This is a genomic window from Vreelandella sp. ssv (assembly GCF_059448525.1).
This window is the reverse complement of the sequence record NZ_CM182545.1, coordinates 2275983-2296578: the sequence shown is the minus strand read 5'-3', so window position 1 is coordinate 2296578 and position 20596 is coordinate 2275983. Positions and strand designations below refer to the sequence as shown.

The following is a 20596-nucleotide window of genomic DNA, read 5'->3' as shown; positions in this document are numbered from 1 at the left end:
GGCGGCGGCCCGCTATTTGCAGCTGAGTTTGCTAGGGAAGTGGTATTTGAAGATGCAAGTGGGCTGAGCGTGGCTTCTACCGGCATTGCGCTACGCACCTGTTTTATCGTTTAAAGCAGAAGGGCACTAGGCGTTTCTCTTGGGGCTTTCTGATAGCGATGAGGAGTGGAAAATTATCGTGCAAGTGTTTATTGGCCAAAGGTCTGCCTACTACTCATTGGCATAAAGACCAAGCAGCTAATGAGAAAGAGGCATTTGCTCAATGCAGTGAGCAATGGCGATGACTGAATAGCAGTGTCAGTAAAAAGTGATAAAGCCTTTCATTTATGACTCTTAAGGCTGACGGGCGGTTTCAAGCTGCTCTATCATCCTACGTGCTGCATTGGAGAGTGTTCGGTTGGTATGCACCAGATAACCCAGCGGGCGGTGAATAGGGGCAGTATCGACGTCAAGTTCAACAAGTTCACTATCGATCATCTTTTCCGGCAGCAGGCTCCAGCCTAATCCTACGCTGCACATCATTTTTAGTGTCTCTAAGTAGTTGGTCGCCATACTCACCGGTAGCCTTAGCCCTGCTTCAGTGAAGCGCTGCGCAATCAGTGAACCGGTAAACGTTTTTGCGCCGGGCATTACACAGTTGAAATCGCAAAGCGCGGACAACGATAAACCTCCTTTGTGGGATTTTGTATGGGCGTTAACATGGGCGGTGAGAGGGTGATCCGTGGCGCAGGCAAAACAGAGACGGTCGCGCCAAAGCTCAACCACCTGAAGTTGCTCGTGAGGGTGGGGGGCAAGTGTTACCACGGCCATTTCCAGCGTGCCGTCCAGTACGTCTTGGTAAGCCTGCTCTGAGTCTAGAAAGTGTAGGTCGAGTTCGACCTCCGGGTGGCGCTGGGTATACTGCTTTAATAGCGGCGGTAAGCGGTGCAGGCCAATGTGATGGCTGGTGGCCAATGTTAATTTACCGCCGACTTGGCCGGAAAGGTTCGCCAGGGCGCGTCGGCTATCTTCGACGGTAAACAGAATACGCCGCGCTTGGGGCAGCAATACACTGCCCGCTTCCGTTAATGCAATCCGCCGACCGATGCGGTCAAACAGCCGTGTGCCCACCTGCGATTCCAATGTGGCGATACGTTTGCTGATGGCGGGTTGGGTGAGATGAAGCTGTTCAGCCGCGCGTGAGAAACTTTGCGTATCAGCAACGGCCATAAAGGCTTGCAAGCTTTGTGTATCCACGACGTATCCCTGATCAGCTATTCCTATATGGAATCCAATCTATGAATAACATGAATTGCTTTTATGCGCGAGTCGCGTAACACTCAGTTCATCGTCATATAAGCAGCACGTAGAGGCTGCCATACCGAACTAGCAGGGCACCGCCCCGGAGAGCCACATGTCAGGTCAAACCCTTTACGACAAGCTTTGGAATCAGCACCTGGTCAAGCAGCGTGATGACGGCACCGCGTTGATCTATATCGACCGCCAACTGCTTCACGAAGTGACTTCGCCCCAAGCGTTTGAAGGCCTGCGTTTAGCGAATCGCAAGCCATGGCGCTTGGACGCCAACTTGGCGACGCCTGATCACAACGTGCCCACTACGGTGAAAGAGCGCGCCGAGGGCAATAGTGGCATTAAAGACCCAGTATCGCTGATTCAGGTACAGACTCTGGACGACAACTGCCTTGAGTACGGCATTGAAGAGTTCAAAATCAATGACCCGCGCCAGGGGATTGTGCATGTGGTTGGCCCCGAGCAGGGCGCCACGCTGCCAGGCATGACGGTGGTATGCGGCGACTCCCATACTGCTACCCACGGTGCCTTTGGTGCATTGGCCCACGGTATTGGCACGTCCGAAGTCGAGCACGTCATGGCGACCCAGTGTTTGCTGGCGCAAAAGATGAAGAATATGCAGGTGCGCGTCGAAGGCGAGCTGGGACTGGGCGTCACCGCTAAAGATGTAGTGTTGGCGATTATCGGCAAGATCGGCACCGCTGGTGGTACCGGCTACGCCATTGAGTTTGCCGGCAGCGCGATTGCCTCGCTTTCCATGGAAGGGCGTATGACCGTATGTAATATGGCCATCGAAGCAGGCGCACGGGTGGGTTTGATTGCGGTCGACGACACCACCATTGATTACCTTGCCAAACGCCCCTTTGCCCCTACCGACGCGCAGTGGGAAGGCGCCGTGGCTGACTGGCGTAATTTGGTCTCTGACGATGACGCCCAGTTCGATAAAGTGGTTACCTTGAAAGCGGAAGAGATCGAGCCTCAAGTGAGTTGGGGTACCAGTCCTGAAATGGTCACCGGTATTTCTGGCCAAGTGCCTGACCCGCTAGCCGCGCTGGATGAAACCGTGCAGCGCAGCCACACTCGCGCGCTGGAATATATGGGGCTTCAGGCCAACCAAAAAATCACCGATATCAAGTTGGATAAAATCTTTATTGGCTCCTGCACCAACTCGCGTATTGAAGATTTACGTGAAGCCGCCAAAGTCGCTAAGGGCAATAAAGTGGCTGATTCCATCAAGCTGGCCATGGTGGTGCCGGGGTCTGGCTTGGTGAAGCGCCAAGCAGAAGCGGAAGGTTTGGATAAAATCTTCATTGAGGCTGGTTTTGAGTGGCGTGAGCCAGGCTGCTCCATGTGTTTGGCCATGAACGCAGATAAGTTGGGGGCCGGTGAACACTGTGCTTCTACTTCTAACCGCAACTTTGAAGGACGCCAAGGCTATGGCGGCCGCACGCACTTGGTCAGCCCCGCCATGGCAGCAGCAGCGGCGATTGCCGGTCATTTTGTTGACGTTCGTAGCTTGCCTGCCAACGACGCCACTCACGCACAGGAGGCCTAAGCCATGAAAAAATTTGAACGTTTTGAAGGCGTGGTAGCGCCTCTAGATCGCGCCAACGTCGACACGGATTTGATTATCCCCAAGCAGTTTTTGAAATCGATCAAGCGCACCGGCTTCGGCGTTAATTTATTCGACGAACTGCGTTACCTGGATGAAGGCCAGCCGGGGCAGGATTGCTCACAGCGCCCGCTGAACCCTGATTTTGTCTTGAACCAGCCGCGCTTCAACGGCGCGGAAGTGCTACTTGCTCGACGCAACTTTGGCTGCGGTAGCTCTCGCGAGCACGCGCCTTGGGCACTGGAAGATTTCGGTTTCAAGGTAGTGATTGCGCCTAGCTTTGCCGATATCTTCTATAACAACTCGTTCAAGAACGGCATTTTGCTGATTACCTTCCCAGAAGATGTGGTAGACCGCTTGTTTGCTGAGGTGGATGCCAATGAAGGCTATCAGTTGGATGTGGACTTGGAGCATCAGCGCGTCATTACCCCTAGCGGCGAAATTTTAGAGTTTGAAGTGGATGAGTTCCGCAAACACTGCCTGCTGGAAGGGCTGGACGATATTGGCCTGACGCTAAAAGATGAAGACGCCATTCGTGCCTTTGAGCAGAAGCATAAGGCCGCGCGTCCCTGGTTATTCCGGCAGTCTGCGTAATTTTTTTTGCGATTCCTCTATATGGCGGTAAGGGCAGGTCGACGTCACACAGGCCTGCCCTTACCCCTAAGTTATTTCATTGTAAGTGCTAAGGATTCAGCATGACTCATAAGGTATTACTGCTGCCGGGTGACGGTATTGGCCCCGAGATTGCTGCCCAAGCAGCACGTTTGTTGAAGGCGTGCCAAGAAACAGGTTTGGATATTGAAGTAGAAGAGGGCTTGGTGGGTGGCTCCGCTTACGATGTTCATGGCGAGCCACTGCCCGCGGAAACCCTTGAAAAAGCCAAAGCCGCTAGTGCTATTTTGCTGGGTGCTGTGGGTGGCCCCAAGTGGGACAAAATTGAAGACCTTTCCAAGCGTCCCGAAAAAGGGCTGCTGGGGCTGCGTAAAAATCTGGGGTTATTTGGCAACCTGCGCCCGGCAATGCTCTATCCGCAGTTGGCCAGCGCCTCCAGTCTCAAGCCTGAGCTAGTGGCTGGGCTGGATATTATGATTGTTCGCGAGCTGACGGGCGGTATCTACTTCGGCCAGCCTCGTGGCATAGAAGTACGTAACGGCGAGCGGGTGGGCTTTAACACCTACATCTACTCTGAAAGCGAAATCGAGCGCATTGGCCGTGTCGCGTTTGAAATGGCCCAAAAGCGCGGTAAAAAACTCTGCTCGGTCGATAAAGCTAACGTGCTAGAAGTCACCATTCTGTGGCGTGAAGTGATGGAGCGTTTGGCGCCAGAGTACCCTGACGTTGAACTCTCCCATATGTACGTGGATAACGCCGCTATGCAATTGGTGCGCGCGCCCAAGCAGTTTGATGTGGTGGTCACCGGCAATATGTTTGGCGACATTCTTTCTGACGCCGCCGCGATGCTCACTGGCTCTATTGGTATGCTGCCTTCTGCATCGCTTAACGAAAGCGGTCAGGGCATGTACGAGCCATGCCACGGCAGCGCGCCGGATATCGCTGGTCAGAACGTAGCGAATCCTTTAGCGATGATGCTCTCTGTCGCCATGATGCTGCGCTACTCTCTGAATGAAAATGCCCTGGCGGAGCGTATTGAAGCCGCTGTGGGCAGTGTGCTGGATGATGGTCTTCGCACTGCGGATATTGCTTCTGAAGGTATGCAAACCATCGGTACCGATGCTATGGGCGATGCGGTATTGGCAGCGTTTGCTAAGCAGTAAAGTAGTGACTGCGTTAAGGGCGCCTGGGACAAGCCGTAGAGGGGGTCATTTGCCATGGATGGCAAATGTAGCGCCCATGGATGGGTTTACAGTGCCCCTCGAAGGCTTGTCGCAGGGATAGCCCTTAACCTATCTACTGACTTCAAAAAATCAGCGTAAAGAATTGTGTATAATACCAAGACTCATTCTTTGCAGGAGGACTTCATATGTTGAAAGTCGGTTTCGTGGGATGGCGCGGCATGGTGGGCTCTGTATTAATGCAGCGCATGCTGGAAGATGGTGATTTTAACGGCATCGAGCCGGTGTTCTTCACCACCTCCCAGGTTGGCCAGCCTGGCCCCGATATCGGTGTGGATGTGCCTCCGCTTAAAGACGCCTTTGATATTGAAGCGCTCAAAGCGCTGGATGTCATCGTGACCTGCCAGGGCGGTGACTACACCAAGCCGGTTTACAAAGATCTGCGTAACGCAGGCTGGAAAGGCTACTGGATTGACGCCGCCAGCACCCTGCGTATGGAAGATGAAGCGACAATCGTGCTGGATCCGGTGAACCGCAAGGTGATCGATAACCAGCTAGCTAAGGGCGCGAAGACGTTTGTCGGCGGCAACTGCACTGTGAGCCTTATGTTGATAGGCTTAGGCGGTTTGTTCGAAGCCGATATGGTGGAGTGGATGACCTCCATGACCTACCAAGCGGCCTCAGGCTCGGGTGCCAAGCATATGCGCGAGCTGTTGAACCAAATGGGTCAACTGCACGACAGCGTTGGTGAAGAGCTGAAGGATACGTCCAGTGCGATTCTGGATATCGATCGTAAAGTAACGGCTGCGATGCGCAGTGGTAACTTTCCGACCGAGAACTTCGCCGCGCCGCTGGCGGGTAGCCTGCTGCCGTGGATCGATACCAAGTTAGATAACGGCCAGAGCCGCGAAGAGTGGAAGGGCAGCGTTGAGACCAATAAAATTCTTGGCCTCGATAATAACCCGATCCCCATCGATGGCCTATGTGTTCGTATTGGCGCGATGCGTTCGCACAGCCAGGCGTTCACCATCAAGCTAAAGCACGATGTGCCGCTGGATGAGATCGAAGATCGTATCGCCAAGCACAACGAGTGGGTCAAGCTGATTCCTAACGATAAAGACGCCACCATTGCTGGCCTAACGCCCGCGGCTGCCACTGGCACCCTGCAAGTGCCGGTCGGCCGCCTGCGTAAGATGCAAATGGGCGGTGAATACCTTTCAGCGTTCAGCGTCGGTGACCAGCTGTTGTGGGGCGCCGCAGAGCCGCTTAAGCGTATGTTGAAGATTCTGCGCGAACAGTAATTATTTGTTGTTGTACGCCAGTCGAAAACGGGAAGCTGTTCGCAGCTTCCCGTTTTTTTACGCTGCCATCCATCACGGTAGTGGGAAAAGCAGCGTTATTTCGTTAAGTTATGATAAAAGAGTCGTAATACAATAAGCTTGCATGAGTAGTAAAAAAGTAAGTAAGCGATCAGGGAACATTCATGAAAAAAACACTGACATGGATTACATGGCTCTCGTTGAGTGCAGTAAGTCCCTTTGCGCTGGCCGTTGGGCTGGGGCAAGCGAGTGTCAGCTCGTATCTGAATGCGCCTTTAGACGCCTCAATCCCACTATTGGAAAGCGGCGATTACGGGCTAGACGCTATTCGTGTGAGTGTTGCTGAACCGTCTGATTTCGCCGCAGCAGGTCTTGAGTGGACGCCGTTAGCGGCCAATGTCCGCGCTCAGGTTGTCGAGCACCAAGGGCAGCGGCAGGTGCGGTTAAGTTCTGAGCAAACGATGCAGGAGCCCTGGTTGGATTTGCTGTTGACCGTTGAGTTTCCCGGCGGGCAACAGTTTCGCGACATAACCTTACTATTTGATCCCCAAGGCTACTCCCAGAATCAAGCGCCGACTCCCAATGCTGCCTCCAGCCCGCCAGCGGCAAGCAATGCCGCCACACCTGCGGTAGCTCAACCCAGCTCGACAGTACCGCCGAGTGCCTATATAGGCAGTGGCGATACGTTATGGGGCGTCGCAGAGCGGCTTAAGCCTTCGCAAGCCAGCGTGCAGCAGATGATGGTGGCGCTGCTGGAGGCCAATCCTGAGGCCTTTCCATCGGGCAATATAAATGACATGCGCGCAAGCCAAACGCTGCGCGTACCTGGCACAGAACGAATTCTCGCACGCTCCCATCTAGACGCAGGCGCCGCTATTAAAGCGATGAATGAAGCTTGGCGTTCACGCCGCAACGGCTCATTGCAGGCGGTGTCGCTACCCGATGTCGAAGTTGACCCGGTTGCAGTGACTGCCAGCCAAACCTTGACCGCTAATGAGGCAAATGAACCTGCTAATGCGCTCGCCGCTGGCGGTTCAGAAATGGATGAGCCAGAAGCGGGCGAGCCGGTAGCGAGCGACTCAGCAGCGCTTGAAGTAGAAACCGACGAGCCTGAAGCGTTGACGCGTGCAGAGCTGACTGAGCAACTGCGTTTAAGCCAAGCAATGCTTCAACAGGTGCTTGAAGAGCGCGAATTAATGCGCGCCGAGCTGAATGAGTTGCGGGGTGAAGTCGCCTCGCTGACTCAGGCACTTAGTGATGCCTTGGCTGCTCAACAGCCATCACCAGCGCCACTGGTTGCCAGCATGGACGAGACGGAACGCCCGGGTGTGGCTGCCTTGCTTGAGCGCTATCAGTGGCCGCTGGCGTTGACCGCTCTTGCCCTGCTATTGGCTCTGTTGGCATGGCTACGTAAGCGACGTGAAGAAACTTGGGAAGACGTCCCGCTTGCCGAGCCAGTGGTGACGAGAACGGTTTCGCCCAGTGCTGCGCCTAAGGCAGCGCCTATGCCTGAAGCAATTTCAGTCGCTTACCCCATCCGCGCGAAAAGTGATGGAACTGATGAACAGCATGCCGAGGGCAGCCCACCCGTAGCGCATCACAACGAGTCGGCATCCGAGCCTGAGTCCGATATAGCCGAGGCTAATGCAGAAAAGACTGATGCGGATGAAATAAATCCTGCGTCATCAGTGAATACAGATGATTGGTTAGTCGATGAGCAAGGGTACGCGCATGAGCAGGCTGACTCGCTAAGTTATGAAAAAAGCCAGGCCGCCGGGTTGGCTGAGCAAGGCAGACAGCGGCGGTTGGGTTTGCATGCGGTTCCCGATGATAGCCAGTCAAACGTCTCATTAGCACCCCCACCAAGTTCTTTGCCTATGAGCCAGATGCTGGCCGGATTACAGCTGGCTCAACCTGCGCCAGCATCTGAGGGCGAGCCCGAAGTGGCGGCGGACGCTGGTCATCGTTTTATCGATTATCACCCGCCGATTTTAAACAGCGCCCTCAGTCACCAAGATGGCCTGCGCACCGAAACCCCCATGCAGCCCACTGTCGAGTTTTCCAACCAAACGTATGCCGAGCCTCTCAGACCTGCAAAGCATTCGCGTAGGCCAATTGAGGAGGAGTGGGAAATTGAAGAGGTAGCATTCAAGCCGCGAGGCCTGGATAATAGTGAACCTCCAAAATCTTCAAAATGACGTGGCTTGATGACGCTGTACTATCACTTCGATGAGAAAATTCCGCTTGCTGGCCGTTTGGTAATGGGTATCGAGTACGACGGTACTCATTACTGTGGTTTTCAGCGCCTTAAGCACGCCTCCTCTGTCCAGGCTTCGTTAGAGGCTGCACTTTCCAAGGTGGCCAATGAGCCTATTCAGGTGCATGCCAGCGGTCGCACTGATTCGGGTGTGCATGCCACGCGCCAAATCGTGCATTTTGATCCCACTGCGAAGCGTTCTGAGAAAGCCTGGATCTTTGGTGCCAACACCCATTTACCCCGCGATATAGCCGTACGCTGGGTGAAACCCGTGGGCGACGACTTTCATTCGCGCCTTGGCGCCCTGGGGCGGCGCTACCGCTACGTCCTGCTGAACCAGATTAGCCGCCCCGTACTGGAGCGGGCCAATGTCACCTGGTGTCGTGATCCATTAGATGCCGATGCTATGCACCGAGCAGCCCAGGCGCTGGTAGGTGAGCACGATTTTTCGAGTTTTCGTGCTGCGGGCTGTCAGTCCAAAACCCCCTGGCGGCATATGCACTTTGTCGACGTGAAACGTTACGGCCAACTGGTAATGATCGATATTCAGGGCAATGCGTTTTTACACCATATGATTCGCAATATTGCCGGGGCGCTGGTAAGCGTCGGGCGCGGGGCTCAGGATGAAGCGTATATCGGCAAACTGCTGGCGCTGCAAAATCGCCGCAAGGGCGATGTGACGGCGCCTGCCAGCGGGCTGCATTTTGTGGATTCGGTTTATGATGAGCGTTTTGATCTGCCCAAAGAGCCGCTGGGGCCTCATCTGCTCTCGTTTACCGGTGAATGGACGGGAGAGCGTGAGCTTCCCGATACGCCGCGGATTGCCTACCGTCGCAGCCGCACACTGAGTAACGCGCCGTTTAACTCTGAGCAGGAGAGGTCGCTATGAGTACGACACCGCTTGCCCGCACTCGAATTAAATTCTGCGGCTTTACCCGAACTGAGGATATTGACCGAGCCGTGGCGCTGGGTGTGGACGCATTGGGTTTAGTTATGTGGCCCAAAAGTGCGCGTAGCGTGAATGTTGAGCAACTAGCGGCGCTCTCTGCTCGTGTGCCCGCATTCGTGACTCGCGTAGGGCTGTTTGTCGATCAGCCTGCTGAACTCATCGAGCAGTGCTTGCCCTATCTTGATATGCTTCAGTTTCATGGCAATGAGACGCCCGAGGAGTGCCAGCGCTTTGCACGACCCTGGATGAAAGCGCTGCGCATGCGCGATGAGATAGATCTCGCCCATGAAGTAGAGCGCTATCATCACGCCCAGGCGCTGCTGTTAGACGCCTATCGACCGGGAACGCCGGGGGGCACGGGGGAGACTTTTGATTGGTCGAGAATCCCCGCAAATCTTGCAAAACCTGTTATCCTCGCCGGTGGGTTGAGTGCTGATAACATTGCTGATGCTGTTCGTCAGGTAGCGCCTTATGCAGTGGATGTGTCAGGCGGTATTGAAGCCTCCCACGGCTGTAAAGATGCCAACAAAATGGCGGCTTTTGTACGTCATTTGGCGCTCGCCGACGCTTGTTAGCGTTCGTCGGATACGTTTATATGCACTTAATTTGAGTGTAATTGATGCGTGTAGCTTATGGGTATTTTATCGAGCTACGTTTTTAAGTTGATTCATTTATTGTTTGCCTGTTCTGGCGATCTTGTGAGGTATCTCTGTGACCGTTTCTAAAACCAAGTTCAGCGACCTGACCCGAATGCCGGATGCCCGTGGTCATTTTGGCCCTTACGGCGGTCGGTTTGTGTCAGAAACACTGAGCTTTGCGTTGGAAGAGTTGGAGCAAACGTACTTAAGTCTGCGAGATGATCCCGACTTCCAAGCCGAGTTTGATTACGATCTTGCCCACTACGTGGGTCGTCCATCACCGCTCTACCATGCTAAGCGTTGGTCGGAGAGTCTTGGGGGCGCGCAGATTTGGTTGAAACGGGAAGACCTGAACCACACCGGCGCTCACAAGGTTAACAACACCATTGGTCAGGCACTGCTGGCCAAAAAAACCGGCAAGCCACGTATTATCGCAGAAACCGGCGCGGGCCAGCATGGCGTCGCCTCAGCGACCGTAGCCGCTCGCCTAGGGCTTGAGTGCGACGTGTATATGGGGGCTGAAGACGTTCAGCGGCAAAAACTGAACGTCTATCGTATGCGCCTGTTGGGCGCACGGGTCATTCCGGTAGAGTCCGGCACCCGTACCCTTAAAGACGCCATGAACGAAGCGCTGCGCGACTGGGTCACCAACGTTGATAACACCTTCTATATCATCGGTACCGTGGCAGGCCCGCACCCTTATCCGATGTTAGTGCGCGATTTCAACGCGGTGGTGGGGCGCGAAGCGCGTCGTCAGTCGCTGGAGCAAATCGGCCGTCTACCCGATGCACTGATTGCCTGTGTCGGCGGCGGCTCTAATGCCCTTGGCCTGTTCTATCCGTTCGTTGAAGATGACGACGTTGCCATGTACGGCGTTGAAGCCGGTGGCGATGGCGTTGAAACCGGGCGCCACGCTGCGCCGTTAGCGTCCAATGCGCCGCGCGGCGTCCTGCACGGTAACCGCACCTACTTGATGTCTGATGAAGCCGGGCAGGTGTCGGATACGCACTCCATTTCAGCCGGCCTGGATTATCCTGGTGTCGGCCCAGAGCACGCGCTGTGGAAAGATGTGGGGCGGGTCTCCTATGTGGCCGCTAACGATAAAGAAGTGCTGGAAGCATTTCGCGAGCTGACGCATATGGAAGGCATTATGCCTGCCCTTGAGTCCGCCCATGCGTTGGCCCATGCCAAAGTATTAGCGCCGACCATGCGTCCTGACCAGCATATCGTGGTTAACCTTTCCGGGCGTGGCGATAAAGACATCATGACCGTTGCTAAGATTGATGGCATCGAATTTTAAGGTCAGCTTTTTTAAGGGCGAGCATGAACCGTATTGATCAGCGTTTCAGTGAACTTAAACAGCAGGGCCGCAAGGCCTTGATCCCTTACATCACCGCAGGTGATCCAGCCCCGCAGTACACCGTGGGTTTTATGCATGCACTGGTGGATGCGGGCGCCGATGTGATTGAGTTGGGCGTGCCGTTTTCCGATCCGATGGCCGATGGCCCGGTGATTCAAAAAGCCTGTGAGCGTGCTTTAAAGCAGGGCACACGACTGGTTGACCTTATGCAGATGGTCAAAGAGTTCCGCCAAACCGATACCACGACGCCGGTTGTACTAATGGGATATTTGAATCCTATTGAACGCATTGGCTATGAGAGCTTTGCCGATCAGGCGGCCAGCGCGGGCGTAGACGGGGTATTGATCGTCGATATGCCGCCGGAAGAGGCAGAGGAGATCGGTCCTCTGCTGAAATCTCGTGATTTGGCAGCGATTTTTCTCGTTGCGCCTACCACTTCTAACGAGCGTGCCGCTACAATATGCGCCCATGGTGAAGGCTACCTATACTATGTTTCGCTGAAAGGCGTGACGGGAGCCGCTACCTTAAACGCAGACGATGTCGCTGAACACTTGGCGCCGCTGCGCGGGATGACTGATTTGCCGCTTTGTGTCGGTTTCGGTATCCGTGACGGTGTGACCGCCGCTGAGGTAGCTAAAGTCGCCGATGGTGTGATTGTAGGCAGTGCCTTGGTTAACCGTATCGCCGAGAGCCAGGACGCGCCGGAAACCATTGCGGGCCAGTTGAAAAGTGTATTAGCAGAAATGCGTACGGCGATGGATGCCTAAAGCTAGATGCTTTATCGCCTATACTGAATAGATAAACGACACTCATTGAGTCTGGTTTTGCCAGGCGTTGACGTATAACGGAAGCCTTTTTGATATGAGCTGGTTAGACAAGATCGTACCCTCAATGGGTCGTATCCAGCGTAAAGACCGTCGCGCTAGCGTTCCCGACGGCCTCTGGCGTAAATGTCCCAAGTGCGAAGCGGTTCTCTATCTCCCTGAGCTTGAGAAACACAATAGCGTCTGTCCCAAGTGCGACCATCACCTGCGCTTGACGGCACGTAAACGCTTGGACTGGTTCCTGGATAAAGCTGGACGTGAAGAGATCGCGGCAGAGATCGAACCCAATGATCGGTTGAAGTTTCGCGACTCTAAAAAATACAAGGACCGCCTGACCGCTGCGCAAAAAGATACTGGCGAGAAAGATGCGCTGGTCGCGATGCGCGGTGAACTGGATGGTTTGCCGGTCATCGCCGTTGCCTTTGAGTTCACCTTTATGGGTGGCTCTATGGGGGCGGTGGTCGGTGAGAAATTTGTGCGCGCCGCTACCCTGGCCCTGGAAGAGAATATCCCGCTGGTGTGTTTTGCGGCCTCGGGTGGTGCGCGCATGCAGGAAGCGCTCTTCTCGTTGATGCAGATGGCTAAAACCTCCGCAGCGCTTGAAAAGCTCAAGCAGGCGGGAGTGCCGTATATTTCTGTGCTTACTGACCCTGTGTTTGGCGGTGTCTCAGCCTCGCTGGCTATGCTCGGTGATTTAAATATTGCTGAGCCTAATGCGTTGATTGGCTTCGCTGGCCCAAGGGTAATCGAACAAACGGTGCGTGAAACCCTACCCGAAGGGTTCCAGCGTAGTGAGTTTCTGCTTGAACATGGCACTGTCGATATGATCGTTCATCGTCATGAAATGCGTGCCCGCGTGGGCAACGTGCTACGCAAGCTTACTCATCACGATGCGATGCTGATTAGTTCGCCGGGCACTGACGAAGTGGATATTGCTGAACCCATCGTTGAGGAAGCGACATTAGCAGACGCTGCTAACGTCACTTTTGACAAGGTCGAGGCGACGAAGAAAGACACTCCTCCTGCTAAGAGTGATGACCATTCACGCAATGCCTGATTCTCTAGCGCCACACTCTTTACAGCCACGTTCGTTACAGCAGTGGCTGCAGCATTTGGAAACGCTGCATCCGGTCGGTATTGATATGGGGCTGGAGCGGGTTTCCAAAGTGGCGCAGCGTATGGGGCTGTTTTCAAGCCCTATTGCCCCTCATGTTATTACGGTTGCAGGCACCAATGGCAAGGGTTCTACCCTTGCCATGATTGACAGCGTTGCCCGTGCCCATGGTTGGCGAGTAGGTGCCTACACTTCTCCCCATTTATTGCGCTACAACGAACGCGTTAAAATTGACGGTCAGGAAGCGAACGATCAGCTGCTTGTGCAAGGGTTTGAGCAGGTCGAACGGGCGCGATTGCAGGACAGTGAAATAAGCCTGACCTATTTTGAAGCCGGCACACTGTGTGGGCTTTGGTGTTTAGCCAATGCGAACCTTGATTTGGCGGTACTTGAAGTAGGCCTTGGTGGAAGGCTTGATGCGGTCAATATCATTGATGCGGATGTCGCCATCGTGACGACCATTGCTCAGGACCACGCTAACTTTCTAGGCACCGATTTAGCCCAGATTGGTAGAGAAAAAGCCGGTATTTTTCGTACCGACCGACCTGCCGTACTCGGCAGTGAAACGCTACCTTCAAGCGTTGTGGAGTGTGCCCAAGCGCTAGGGGCGCCTACGTTTAGCTTGGGCCAGCAGTTTAGCCATCAGATGATAGCCAGTGAGCATTTTCAGTGGCGTTGGCAGAGTCAGGATTCAAGTGGGCAAAGTGTTACCATCGATGAACTTCCCGACCCCGGGTTGCCTATTGATAACGCCGCTACCGCTTTACAGGCACTCTTACTCGTTGGGGTTGAGTTAAGCCAGTCTAACGTCCAAACGGGGCTTGCAACGGTACAATTAGCAGGACGCCTTCAGTGGATGGGACCGTGGTGCCTGGATGTAGGGCATAATCCCCATGCTGCCGCGTATGTCGGCCGCCATTTACCTTCTCCGCCAGAAGGGGGAAGGCAGTGGGGCCTTATCGGGATGTTGAATGACAAGGATATTGACGGTGTCGTACAGGCATTATCTTCTCGCATCAGCGATTGGGTGTGCGTGTCGCTGTCGGGCGAACGAGGTTGTCTGGCAAGTGAGTTGTCGCAATATATTATTGCTCAGGGAGGGCGGGTGCACTTTTGCGCAGATTCGCCGCAAGCTGGCGTCGATTGGTTAGCTAAGGTGTTAACGCCCAATGATCGTGTCTTGGCTACCGGGTCGTTCTTTACTGTAGCGGCATTGCTAGCTCAGCCACTGCCAACAGGCGCTGCTTCGCTTGATGGAGACGGAAATGAAATACGGTAAAACCGAACGCATTAGCGGTATTGTAATTTTACTCGCGCTGCTGGCGATTTTTGTGCCGTGGCTAATGAGTGATCCTGCACCCCGGGAAGATCGCCCTCAGCCGAACTTCGTGATTGAGCAGCCGGTTGAAGTGGAGCGCCGGAACGTACCCGCACCCGAGATGCCCTCTACCATCAACGAGCCTTCATTATCTTCATCCCCTAGTGAAGAGAGTGAGGATGGTTTTATACCTATAGATGCTGATCCGCGATCACCGCAAACCGATCAAATCGCGGCCTCGAGTGAATCGACTTCCAGTGCTGAAGCGGCTCGGTCAAGTGAGCCCGGTGAAGCCCCGGCGATATCCGATAGTGACCCCATCGCTGATTTAATTGCCTCGAACAGTGGTAGTGGACAAAACAGCGCTGGAAGCTCGTCACAGAGTGCCTCCACTCCTTCATCCAGCGCGCAGGGAGAGTGGGCGGTGCAAGTGGGCAGCTTTGGTGAGCCAGCAAATGCTCAGCGGCTTAGCGCAAAGCTATCAGAAGAAGGATTTAGCGTTTATCAGCGTGAGCGTGATAACAATATGACCACTGTATTTGTGGGCCCATATGCCACCTCCGAAGACGGTGAATCTGCCATGTCCTCGATTAAAGAACGCGCCAATGTTCAGGGCCTTCTTGTTCGAGTAAGAGACTAAACCATGGCGTTAACATGGATTGATGCGGTGTTCTTGGCCGTGCTGGCGCTGTCGATGCTAGCCGGGTTTGTAAGAGGGTTTGTACGCGAAGCGTTAGGACTGGCCGCCTGGGTGGTGGCGTTAATGGTGGCCAGAGTGCTGGCTGAACCAGTGGCCGAACTGATGAGCGGCTTCATCGAAAGCTTTGACGCCCGTCTTGTGCTGGCTTTCGTGCTGGTAATATTTGCCGTTATTTTACTCTGTGGCATTGTTATTCGCTTGGTGCATGCTGCGGTTGAGTGGGTAGGGATGGGGCTATTGAACCGCGTGGCGGGCGCCGCTTTTGGCGTTGCACGCGGGGCCGTCATTTTACTCGTGGCGACGGTGCTGATCACGCTGACTCCATTGTCTGAGCTGCAGGCGTGGCAGCAAGCAGAACTCCGCCCGACATTTATTCAATTACGCGATTGGGCGGTCAGCCAGTTAGACCAGTGGGATCGTGAGCTCCCCGAGGCACCGTCGTCGTTGCGCGACATTTCGCTACCCGAGCTGCGCCTGCCAAGTGGGGCGCAGCGGGAAGTTATCCCGGCGGGTGATTGACCTGCTACTGATTTTTGATTCTACGAACGTTCGGGTTTGCATAGGTAACTGACTTAGGTAAGTGACTAAAGTAAGCCATGGCATTAAGCGAGGTAACGTGAATGTGCGGTATAGTGGGCCTTCTGGGCAAGCAGGCGGTAAATCAGGGAATCTACGATGCCCTGACCGTACTTCAGCATCGTGGCCAGGACGCTGCCGGCATGATGACATGGAGCGAGGGACGCTTCCTACTGCGCAAGAGTAACGGCTTGGTACGTGATGTATTTCATACCCGCCACATGGCCCGTCTGAAAGGCAACCTGGGCATTGGTCATGTACGTTATCCAACGGCTGGCTCTTCTAGCGAAGCCGAGTCGCAGCCGTTCTATGTCAACTCGCCTTATGGTATTGCGCTGGCGCACAACGGTAACCTGACCAACTCAGAGCAGTTGAAGCAGGAGCTGTTCTCGACCGATTTACGCCACATTAATACCAGCTCCGATTCCGAAGTGCTGCTCAACGTGTTTGCCCACGAGCTGGGCAAGCAAGGGCTTCATCTGGAAGCAGAAGATATCTTCGACGCCGTGCGCCGGGTGCATCGACGCTGCAAAGGCGGCTACGCCGCCGTCGCGATTATCAATGGCTTTGGCATGGTGGCGTTTCGCGACCCCTTCGGCATTCGCCCGGTGGTATTCGGCACCCGCGAAGAAGAGAACGGTCAAGCGGTAATGATCGCTTCCGAATCTGTTGCACTGGACGTCGGCGGCTTTGAGCTGGAGCGTGATCTGTCTCCTGGAGAAGCTATATTTGTCGATATTGAGGGCAATATTCACACTCAGGTGTGCGCTGACCGCCCACAATTACGCTCGTGTATTTTTGAACACGTCTATTTAGCGCGCCCGGACTCACTGCTGGATGGTGCCTATGTTTACGGCACCCGCATGCAGATGGGGCGTAAGTTGGGTGACCGCATTCTTAACGAGTGGCCCGATCACGATATCGATGTGGTTATTCCAATCCCCGATACGTCTCGCACCTCTGCGCTCGAAATGGCGCAGCACCTGGGTGTGACTTATCGCGAGGGGTTCATGAAGAACCGCTATATTGGCCGTACTTTTATTATGCCGGGGCAGACGCAGCGTAAAAAATCGGTACGCCAGAAGCTCAATGCCATCGACGTTGAATTTAAAGGCAAGAACGTACTGCTGGTGGACGACTCTATCGTGCGTGGCACCACCTGTAAGCAGATTATCCAAATGGCCCGCGATGCAGGGGCGCGTAAGGTCTATTTTGCCTCTGCAGCGCCGCCAGTTCGCTTTCCCAACGTGTATGGAATAGACATGCCAGCCGCGTCTGAGCTGATTGCCCACGGCCGTAGCGAAGACGAAGTCGGTGATTTAATTGGGGCTGACCGTATTTTCTATCAGAACCTGGAAGATCTAAAAGCGGCGTGTCGTGAAGTGAATCCTGAGATGGAAGAGTTCGATTGCTCGGTGTTTGACGGTAACTACGTGACGGGTGATATTGACGACGCTTACTTGGCAGCGCTTGAAGCTAGCCGTAATGATTCCGCCAAGGATCAGAGCGCTGGTGACCATGCCCTGGTCGATATGCATAATCAGGATGATGACCTGGACGATTAGGAGAGAAGTCTAATGCATGATGATAATCACCAGGAAGACGGTCACCAGAATGAGTGGTCATTAGAGACGCTGGCGATCCGTGCGGGCCATCAGCGCACTTTTGAGCAAGAACACTCTGAACCAATCTTTCCCACCTCTAGTTTCGTCTATGAGAGCGCCGCTGAAGCGGCGCGTAAGTTCGGTGGACAAGAGCCGGGCAACGTTTACTCGCGCTTTACCAATCCCACGGTGCATACCTTTGAACGTCGCTTAGCGGCGCTTGAGGGCGGAGAGCGCTGTGTTGCCACTAGTTCGGGTATGTCCGCGATTCTTTCTACCGCGCTGGCGATGCTCTCGGCAGGTGATGAAATTGTTGCTTCTCGATCGCTGTTTGGCTCAACGGTTAGCCTGTTCGATAAGTACCTGGGTAAATTTGGTATTACCACGCGTTATGTGGAGCTTTCCAGCATCGCTGCGTGGGAGGCTGCTATTACCCCCAAAACGCGTCTACTGTTTGCCGAAACACCTTCAAATCCACTTTCAGAAATTGCTGATATCCCGGCCCTGGCCGCATTGGCCAAACGTCATGACGCGCTGCTGGCGATTGATAACTGTTTCCTCACACCGGCACTTCAGCAGCCATTAGCGCTAGGTGCGGATTTGGTCATTCACTCGGCGACTAAATATCTGGATGGCCAGGGCCGGGCGATTGGCGGGGCGGTAGTGGGCAGCCATGCGCTGCTTGAAGAAGTCTTTGGCGTAGTACGTACCTGTGGGCCGTGCCTTAGCCCCTTCAACGCATGGATCTTCACCAAAGGCTTGGAAACTCTGTCGCTGCGTATGAAAGCGCACTGTGAAAATGCCTTAACGCTAGCGCGCTGGCTGGATGCTCATCCGGCGGTTAATCAAGTTTTCTATAGCGGCCTGGAAAATCATCCCCAGCATAACTTGGCCAAACGGCAGCAAAAAGGGTTTGGTGCGGTGTTAGGTTTTGAGGTGAAGGGGGGGCAAGAGGGCGCCTGGCAGGTAATTGATGCTACCCGTATGCTCTCTATCACGGGTAATTTAGGTGATGTTAAAACCACCATTACCCATCCTGCGACGACCACGCATGGTCGTTTATCCGATACGCAAAAAGAAGCGGCGGGTATTGCGCCTGGACTTATTCGCGTAGCGGTAGGCCTTGAGAGCCAGCAGGATATCCAGCGGGATCTTGCACGCGGCCTAGATATTCTTGCTGGTTAGTTGGGGTTCAGTAACCTGGCATGAAAATGAAAAACCCACCTTTGAAAGGTGGGTTTTTTCATACTATTGAAACCCAATGCGTCATAAGCTTTGCAAGCAAAGAATCGTTATGTGTTTCAAGAAGCGTTGCGGTGAGGCAGATCTGACAACGCAATCTGGTCTTCATTGCTGGAAGAGTGATTGGTGTTAGAGCTTGGTGCAACAACGGTGTTGTTCTTTGCATCGCCGTTGACCAAAGGCAAGTCAGCTGGTGTCACGTACAAGTTGTCAGTGCTGTGATTCACCGAAGAGCTAGGGTGAATAATCTGATTAAGTTCGCCAGAGCCCTGTTCGGCTAAAACAGCTGTAGAAGTCAATGTCATTGCAATAGCGGTGATAAGGGTAATTTTTTTCATGATTGGCGCTCTCTAATAGAAATTTGATGTACCGTTTTTGAGTCAGATGCTAGATGTCTTTTAGGACATGCACTAATAGTAAGCGCGCAAATAAAATGATAAAATTGATTAAATTTGCTAATTATATTCGAATTTATAGAATGAATTGTCATTTGTTCGTTTAGAAAGGTGCACTGTGTAAAATCGTTAGCCGTTTATTCAATGGTTTTTACGAATGAAATATTCTGCTTTTTTCAGAGGTTTTCATTAGCCTCTAGCGGTAAAGTTCTGGAGGTGGCCGAACAGCGTTGGCCACGTTTTGTGGGCGCGCTGAATAAGTCTAAGTCGCCATGGAAAAAATGAGGAATACCACAATGTGGCGAAATAGTCGCAGCGGTTGGGGGTTGATCAGTATTCTATTTCATTGGCTAAGTGCGTTGACCATCATTGGCCTGTTTGCACTGGGCTGGTGGATGACCGACCTGGGCTATTATGACCCTTGGTATAATCAGGGGCCGTGGGTACACCGCTCGATTGGGATCCTGCTGTTGCTGGCTACATTGGCGCGTTTGGTATGGCGTTTCGTCCAGCCATCGCCCCATGCAGAGGGCAGCCGATTAGAAACTATCGCGGCCCATATCGGTCATATTGCACTCTATGTGCTTGTTTTAGTTGTTATGGTGAGCGGCTATTTAATTTCTACTGCCGATGGCAGTGGTATTAGCGTGTTTGGTTGGTTTGAGGTACCTGCTCTGCTATATGACCTCCCAAACCAAGCAAGTCTGGCGGGCAACGTCCACTGGTACAGTGCCCTGGCGTTGATGATTTTAGCAGCGGGTCACGCTATGGCTGCCTTTAAGCACCACTGGTTAGGCCAGCATACAACGTTGGTGCGTATGTTGAACCCAGCGCATAGCCAAGTCGGCAATCAAAACGCTCCAAGATAATGACGTTGTCTGTTGACGAGTTTTTCTAAACACTGCGGATAAGAGGTTTGACTGTCCGCGGTGCCTATTAAGTAAAGCAAGGAGCAATTCAATATGTTCAAGAAGACAGCATTTGCATCTGCGATCGCCGCTGTAGCGCTGGTACCATTCAGCCAAGCCCAAGCAGCTGACTATCAAATTGATACCGAAGGCCAGCACGCCTTTGTTCAATTTAAAATCAGTCACCTCGGCTTCTCCTACATTCTAGGTAGCTTTGAAGAGTTTGACGGCCAATTTGCTTACGATCCTGAAGATTTAGATGCCTCTTCAGCGGAAATTGAAGTTCAGGTGGAAAGTCTAACGACTAACCATGCTGAGCGTGATCGCCATATCTTGAGCGAAGATTTCCTCAATGCCAGCGAATTCCCGACAGCGACCTTTGCCTCTACAAGCTTTGAGTCCACCGGGGACGATGAAGGCGTACTGACAGGTGATCTCACTCTGCACGGCGAGACTCAAGAAATTGAAATGCCGGTTAAGATGATCGGTGAGGGTGATGACCCCTGGGGTAACTACCGCGCTGGTTTCGAAGGCAGCACGATGCTGAAGCTGAGCGATTACGGTATCGACATGAGTGATTTCCCGGAAACTATGCACGAGTTAGAGCTATACGTTACGTTTGAAGGTATTCGTCAGTAACAGCTTGCTGTTCTGTGTACGCCACTGCCCTCTAAGGGGCGGTGGCGTTTTACGTTAA

Annotated in this window: 19 protein-coding genes; 17 read left to right on the top strand and 2 right to left on the bottom strand. The window is 53.6% G+C overall.

Annotated elements, in window-relative coordinates; translation table 11 throughout:
• Positions 1 to 333 precede the first annotated feature (333 nt).
• A complete protein-coding gene (locus AC5TBW_RS10560) occupies positions 334 to 1236 on the bottom strand; it encodes a LysR family transcriptional regulator (protein WP_495508537.1) in 903 nt (300 codons plus the stop codon).
• Positions 1237 to 1393: 157 nt separating this feature from the next.
• On the opposite strand from AC5TBW_RS10560, the gene leuC reads away from it, so the two are divergent.
• The 15 genes from leuC to AC5TBW_RS10485 all read left to right on the top strand — a co-directional run bounded on the left by leuC (position 1394) and on the right by AC5TBW_RS10485 (position 18539).
• Positions 1394 to 2845 (top strand): 3-isopropylmalate dehydratase large subunit, encoded by a 1452-nt coding sequence (gene leuC, locus AC5TBW_RS10555; protein WP_495508536.1) that lies wholly within the window; start codon positions 1394 to 1396, stop codon positions 2843 to 2845.
• 3 nt (positions 2846 to 2848) lie between these two features.
• On the top strand, positions 2849 to 3496 hold the full coding sequence (leuD, locus tag AC5TBW_RS10550; protein ID WP_495508535.1) for a 3-isopropylmalate dehydratase small subunit: 648 nt from the start codon (positions 2849 to 2851) through the stop codon (positions 3494 to 3496).
• Positions 3497 to 3597: 101 nt separating this feature from the next.
• Positions 3598 to 4677, top strand: coding sequence for a 3-isopropylmalate dehydrogenase (gene leuB / locus AC5TBW_RS10545; protein WP_495508534.1), 1080 nt, complete (start codon positions 3598 to 3600; stop codon positions 4675 to 4677).
• Between the two features lie 206 nt (positions 4678 to 4883).
• Entirely contained in the window at positions 4884 to 5996 is a 1113-nt protein-coding gene (gene asd / locus AC5TBW_RS10540; protein WP_495508533.1) for an aspartate-semialdehyde dehydrogenase, read from the top strand.
• A 182-nt stretch (positions 5997 to 6178) separates the two neighbouring features.
• A complete protein-coding gene (locus AC5TBW_RS10535) occupies positions 6179 to 8212 on the top strand; it encodes a type IV pilus assembly protein FimV (protein ID WP_495508532.1) in 2034 nt (677 codons plus the stop codon).
• 9 nt (positions 8213 to 8221) lie between these two features.
• On the top strand, positions 8222 to 9160 hold the full coding sequence (gene truA, locus AC5TBW_RS10530; RefSeq protein ID WP_495508531.1) for a tRNA pseudouridine(38-40) synthase TruA: 939 nt from the start codon (positions 8222 to 8224) through the stop codon (positions 9158 to 9160).
• Positions 9157 to 9795: a phosphoribosylanthranilate isomerase gene (locus tag AC5TBW_RS10525; protein WP_495508530.1), complete on the top strand. Its 639-nt coding sequence runs from the start codon at positions 9157 to 9159 to the stop codon at positions 9793 to 9795. Before truA ends, AC5TBW_RS10525 begins: the two co-directional genes overlap by 4 nt.
• A gap of 175 nt (positions 9796 to 9970) precedes the next feature.
• The gene (gene trpB, locus AC5TBW_RS10520) at positions 9971 to 11158 is read left to right on the top strand and encodes a tryptophan synthase subunit beta (RefSeq protein ID WP_495511950.1); all 1188 of its coding nucleotides are present in this window, start codon (positions 9971 to 9973) and stop codon (positions 11156 to 11158) included.
• A 23-nt stretch (positions 11159 to 11181) separates the two neighbouring features.
• Positions 11182 to 11985, top strand: coding sequence for a tryptophan synthase subunit alpha (gene trpA / locus AC5TBW_RS10515; protein WP_495508529.1), 804 nt, complete (start codon positions 11182 to 11184; stop codon positions 11983 to 11985).
• A gap of 94 nt (positions 11986 to 12079) precedes the next feature.
• Positions 12080 to 13099 (top strand): acetyl-CoA carboxylase, carboxyltransferase subunit beta, encoded by a 1020-nt coding sequence (gene accD, locus AC5TBW_RS10510; RefSeq protein ID WP_495508528.1) that lies wholly within the window; start codon positions 12080 to 12082, stop codon positions 13097 to 13099.
• A complete protein-coding gene (folC, locus tag AC5TBW_RS10505) occupies positions 13092 to 14435 on the top strand; it encodes a bifunctional tetrahydrofolate synthase/dihydrofolate synthase (RefSeq protein ID WP_495508527.1) in 1344 nt (447 codons plus the stop codon). The genes accD and folC overlap by 8 nt, the downstream gene beginning before the upstream one ends.
• Positions 14422 to 15114 carry an SPOR domain-containing protein gene (locus tag AC5TBW_RS10500; protein WP_495508526.1) on the top strand — a complete coding sequence of 231 codons (693 nt, stop codon included), beginning with the start codon at positions 14422 to 14424 and terminating at the stop codon, positions 15112 to 15114. The genes folC and AC5TBW_RS10500 overlap by 14 nt, the downstream gene beginning before the upstream one ends.
• A 3-nt stretch (positions 15115 to 15117) precedes the next feature.
• Positions 15118 to 15693: a CvpA family protein gene (locus tag AC5TBW_RS10495; RefSeq protein ID WP_495508525.1), complete on the top strand. Its 576-nt coding sequence runs from the start codon at positions 15118 to 15120 to the stop codon at positions 15691 to 15693.
• A gap of 101 nt (positions 15694 to 15794) precedes the next feature.
• Positions 15795 to 17315 carry an amidophosphoribosyltransferase gene (purF, locus tag AC5TBW_RS10490; protein ID WP_495508524.1) on the top strand — a complete coding sequence of 507 codons (1521 nt, stop codon included), beginning with the start codon at positions 15795 to 15797 and terminating at the stop codon, positions 17313 to 17315.
• Between the two features lie 12 nt (positions 17316 to 17327).
• A complete protein-coding gene (locus AC5TBW_RS10485; RefSeq protein WP_495508523.1) occupies positions 17328 to 18539 on the top strand; it encodes an O-succinylhomoserine sulfhydrylase in 1212 nt (403 codons plus the stop codon).
• Positions 18540 to 18655: 116 nt separating this feature from the next.
• Here AC5TBW_RS10485 and AC5TBW_RS10480 read toward each other — a convergent pair whose 3' ends face one another.
• Positions 18656 to 18934 carry a hypothetical protein gene (locus tag AC5TBW_RS10480; protein WP_495508522.1) on the bottom strand — a complete coding sequence of 93 codons (279 nt, stop codon included), beginning with the start codon at positions 18932 to 18934 and terminating at the stop codon, positions 18656 to 18658.
• A gap of 353 nt (positions 18935 to 19287) precedes the next feature.
• Here AC5TBW_RS10480 and AC5TBW_RS10475 point away from each other — a divergent pair, with 353 nt between their 5' ends.
• Entirely contained in the window at positions 19288 to 19860 is a 573-nt protein-coding gene (locus AC5TBW_RS10475; protein ID WP_495508521.1) for a cytochrome b, read from the top strand.
• 93 nt (positions 19861 to 19953) lie between these two features.
• Positions 19954 to 20538 carry a YceI family protein gene (locus tag AC5TBW_RS10470; protein ID WP_495508520.1) on the top strand — a complete coding sequence of 195 codons (585 nt, stop codon included), beginning with the start codon at positions 19954 to 19956 and terminating at the stop codon, positions 20536 to 20538.
• Positions 20539 to 20596 lie beyond the last annotated feature (58 nt).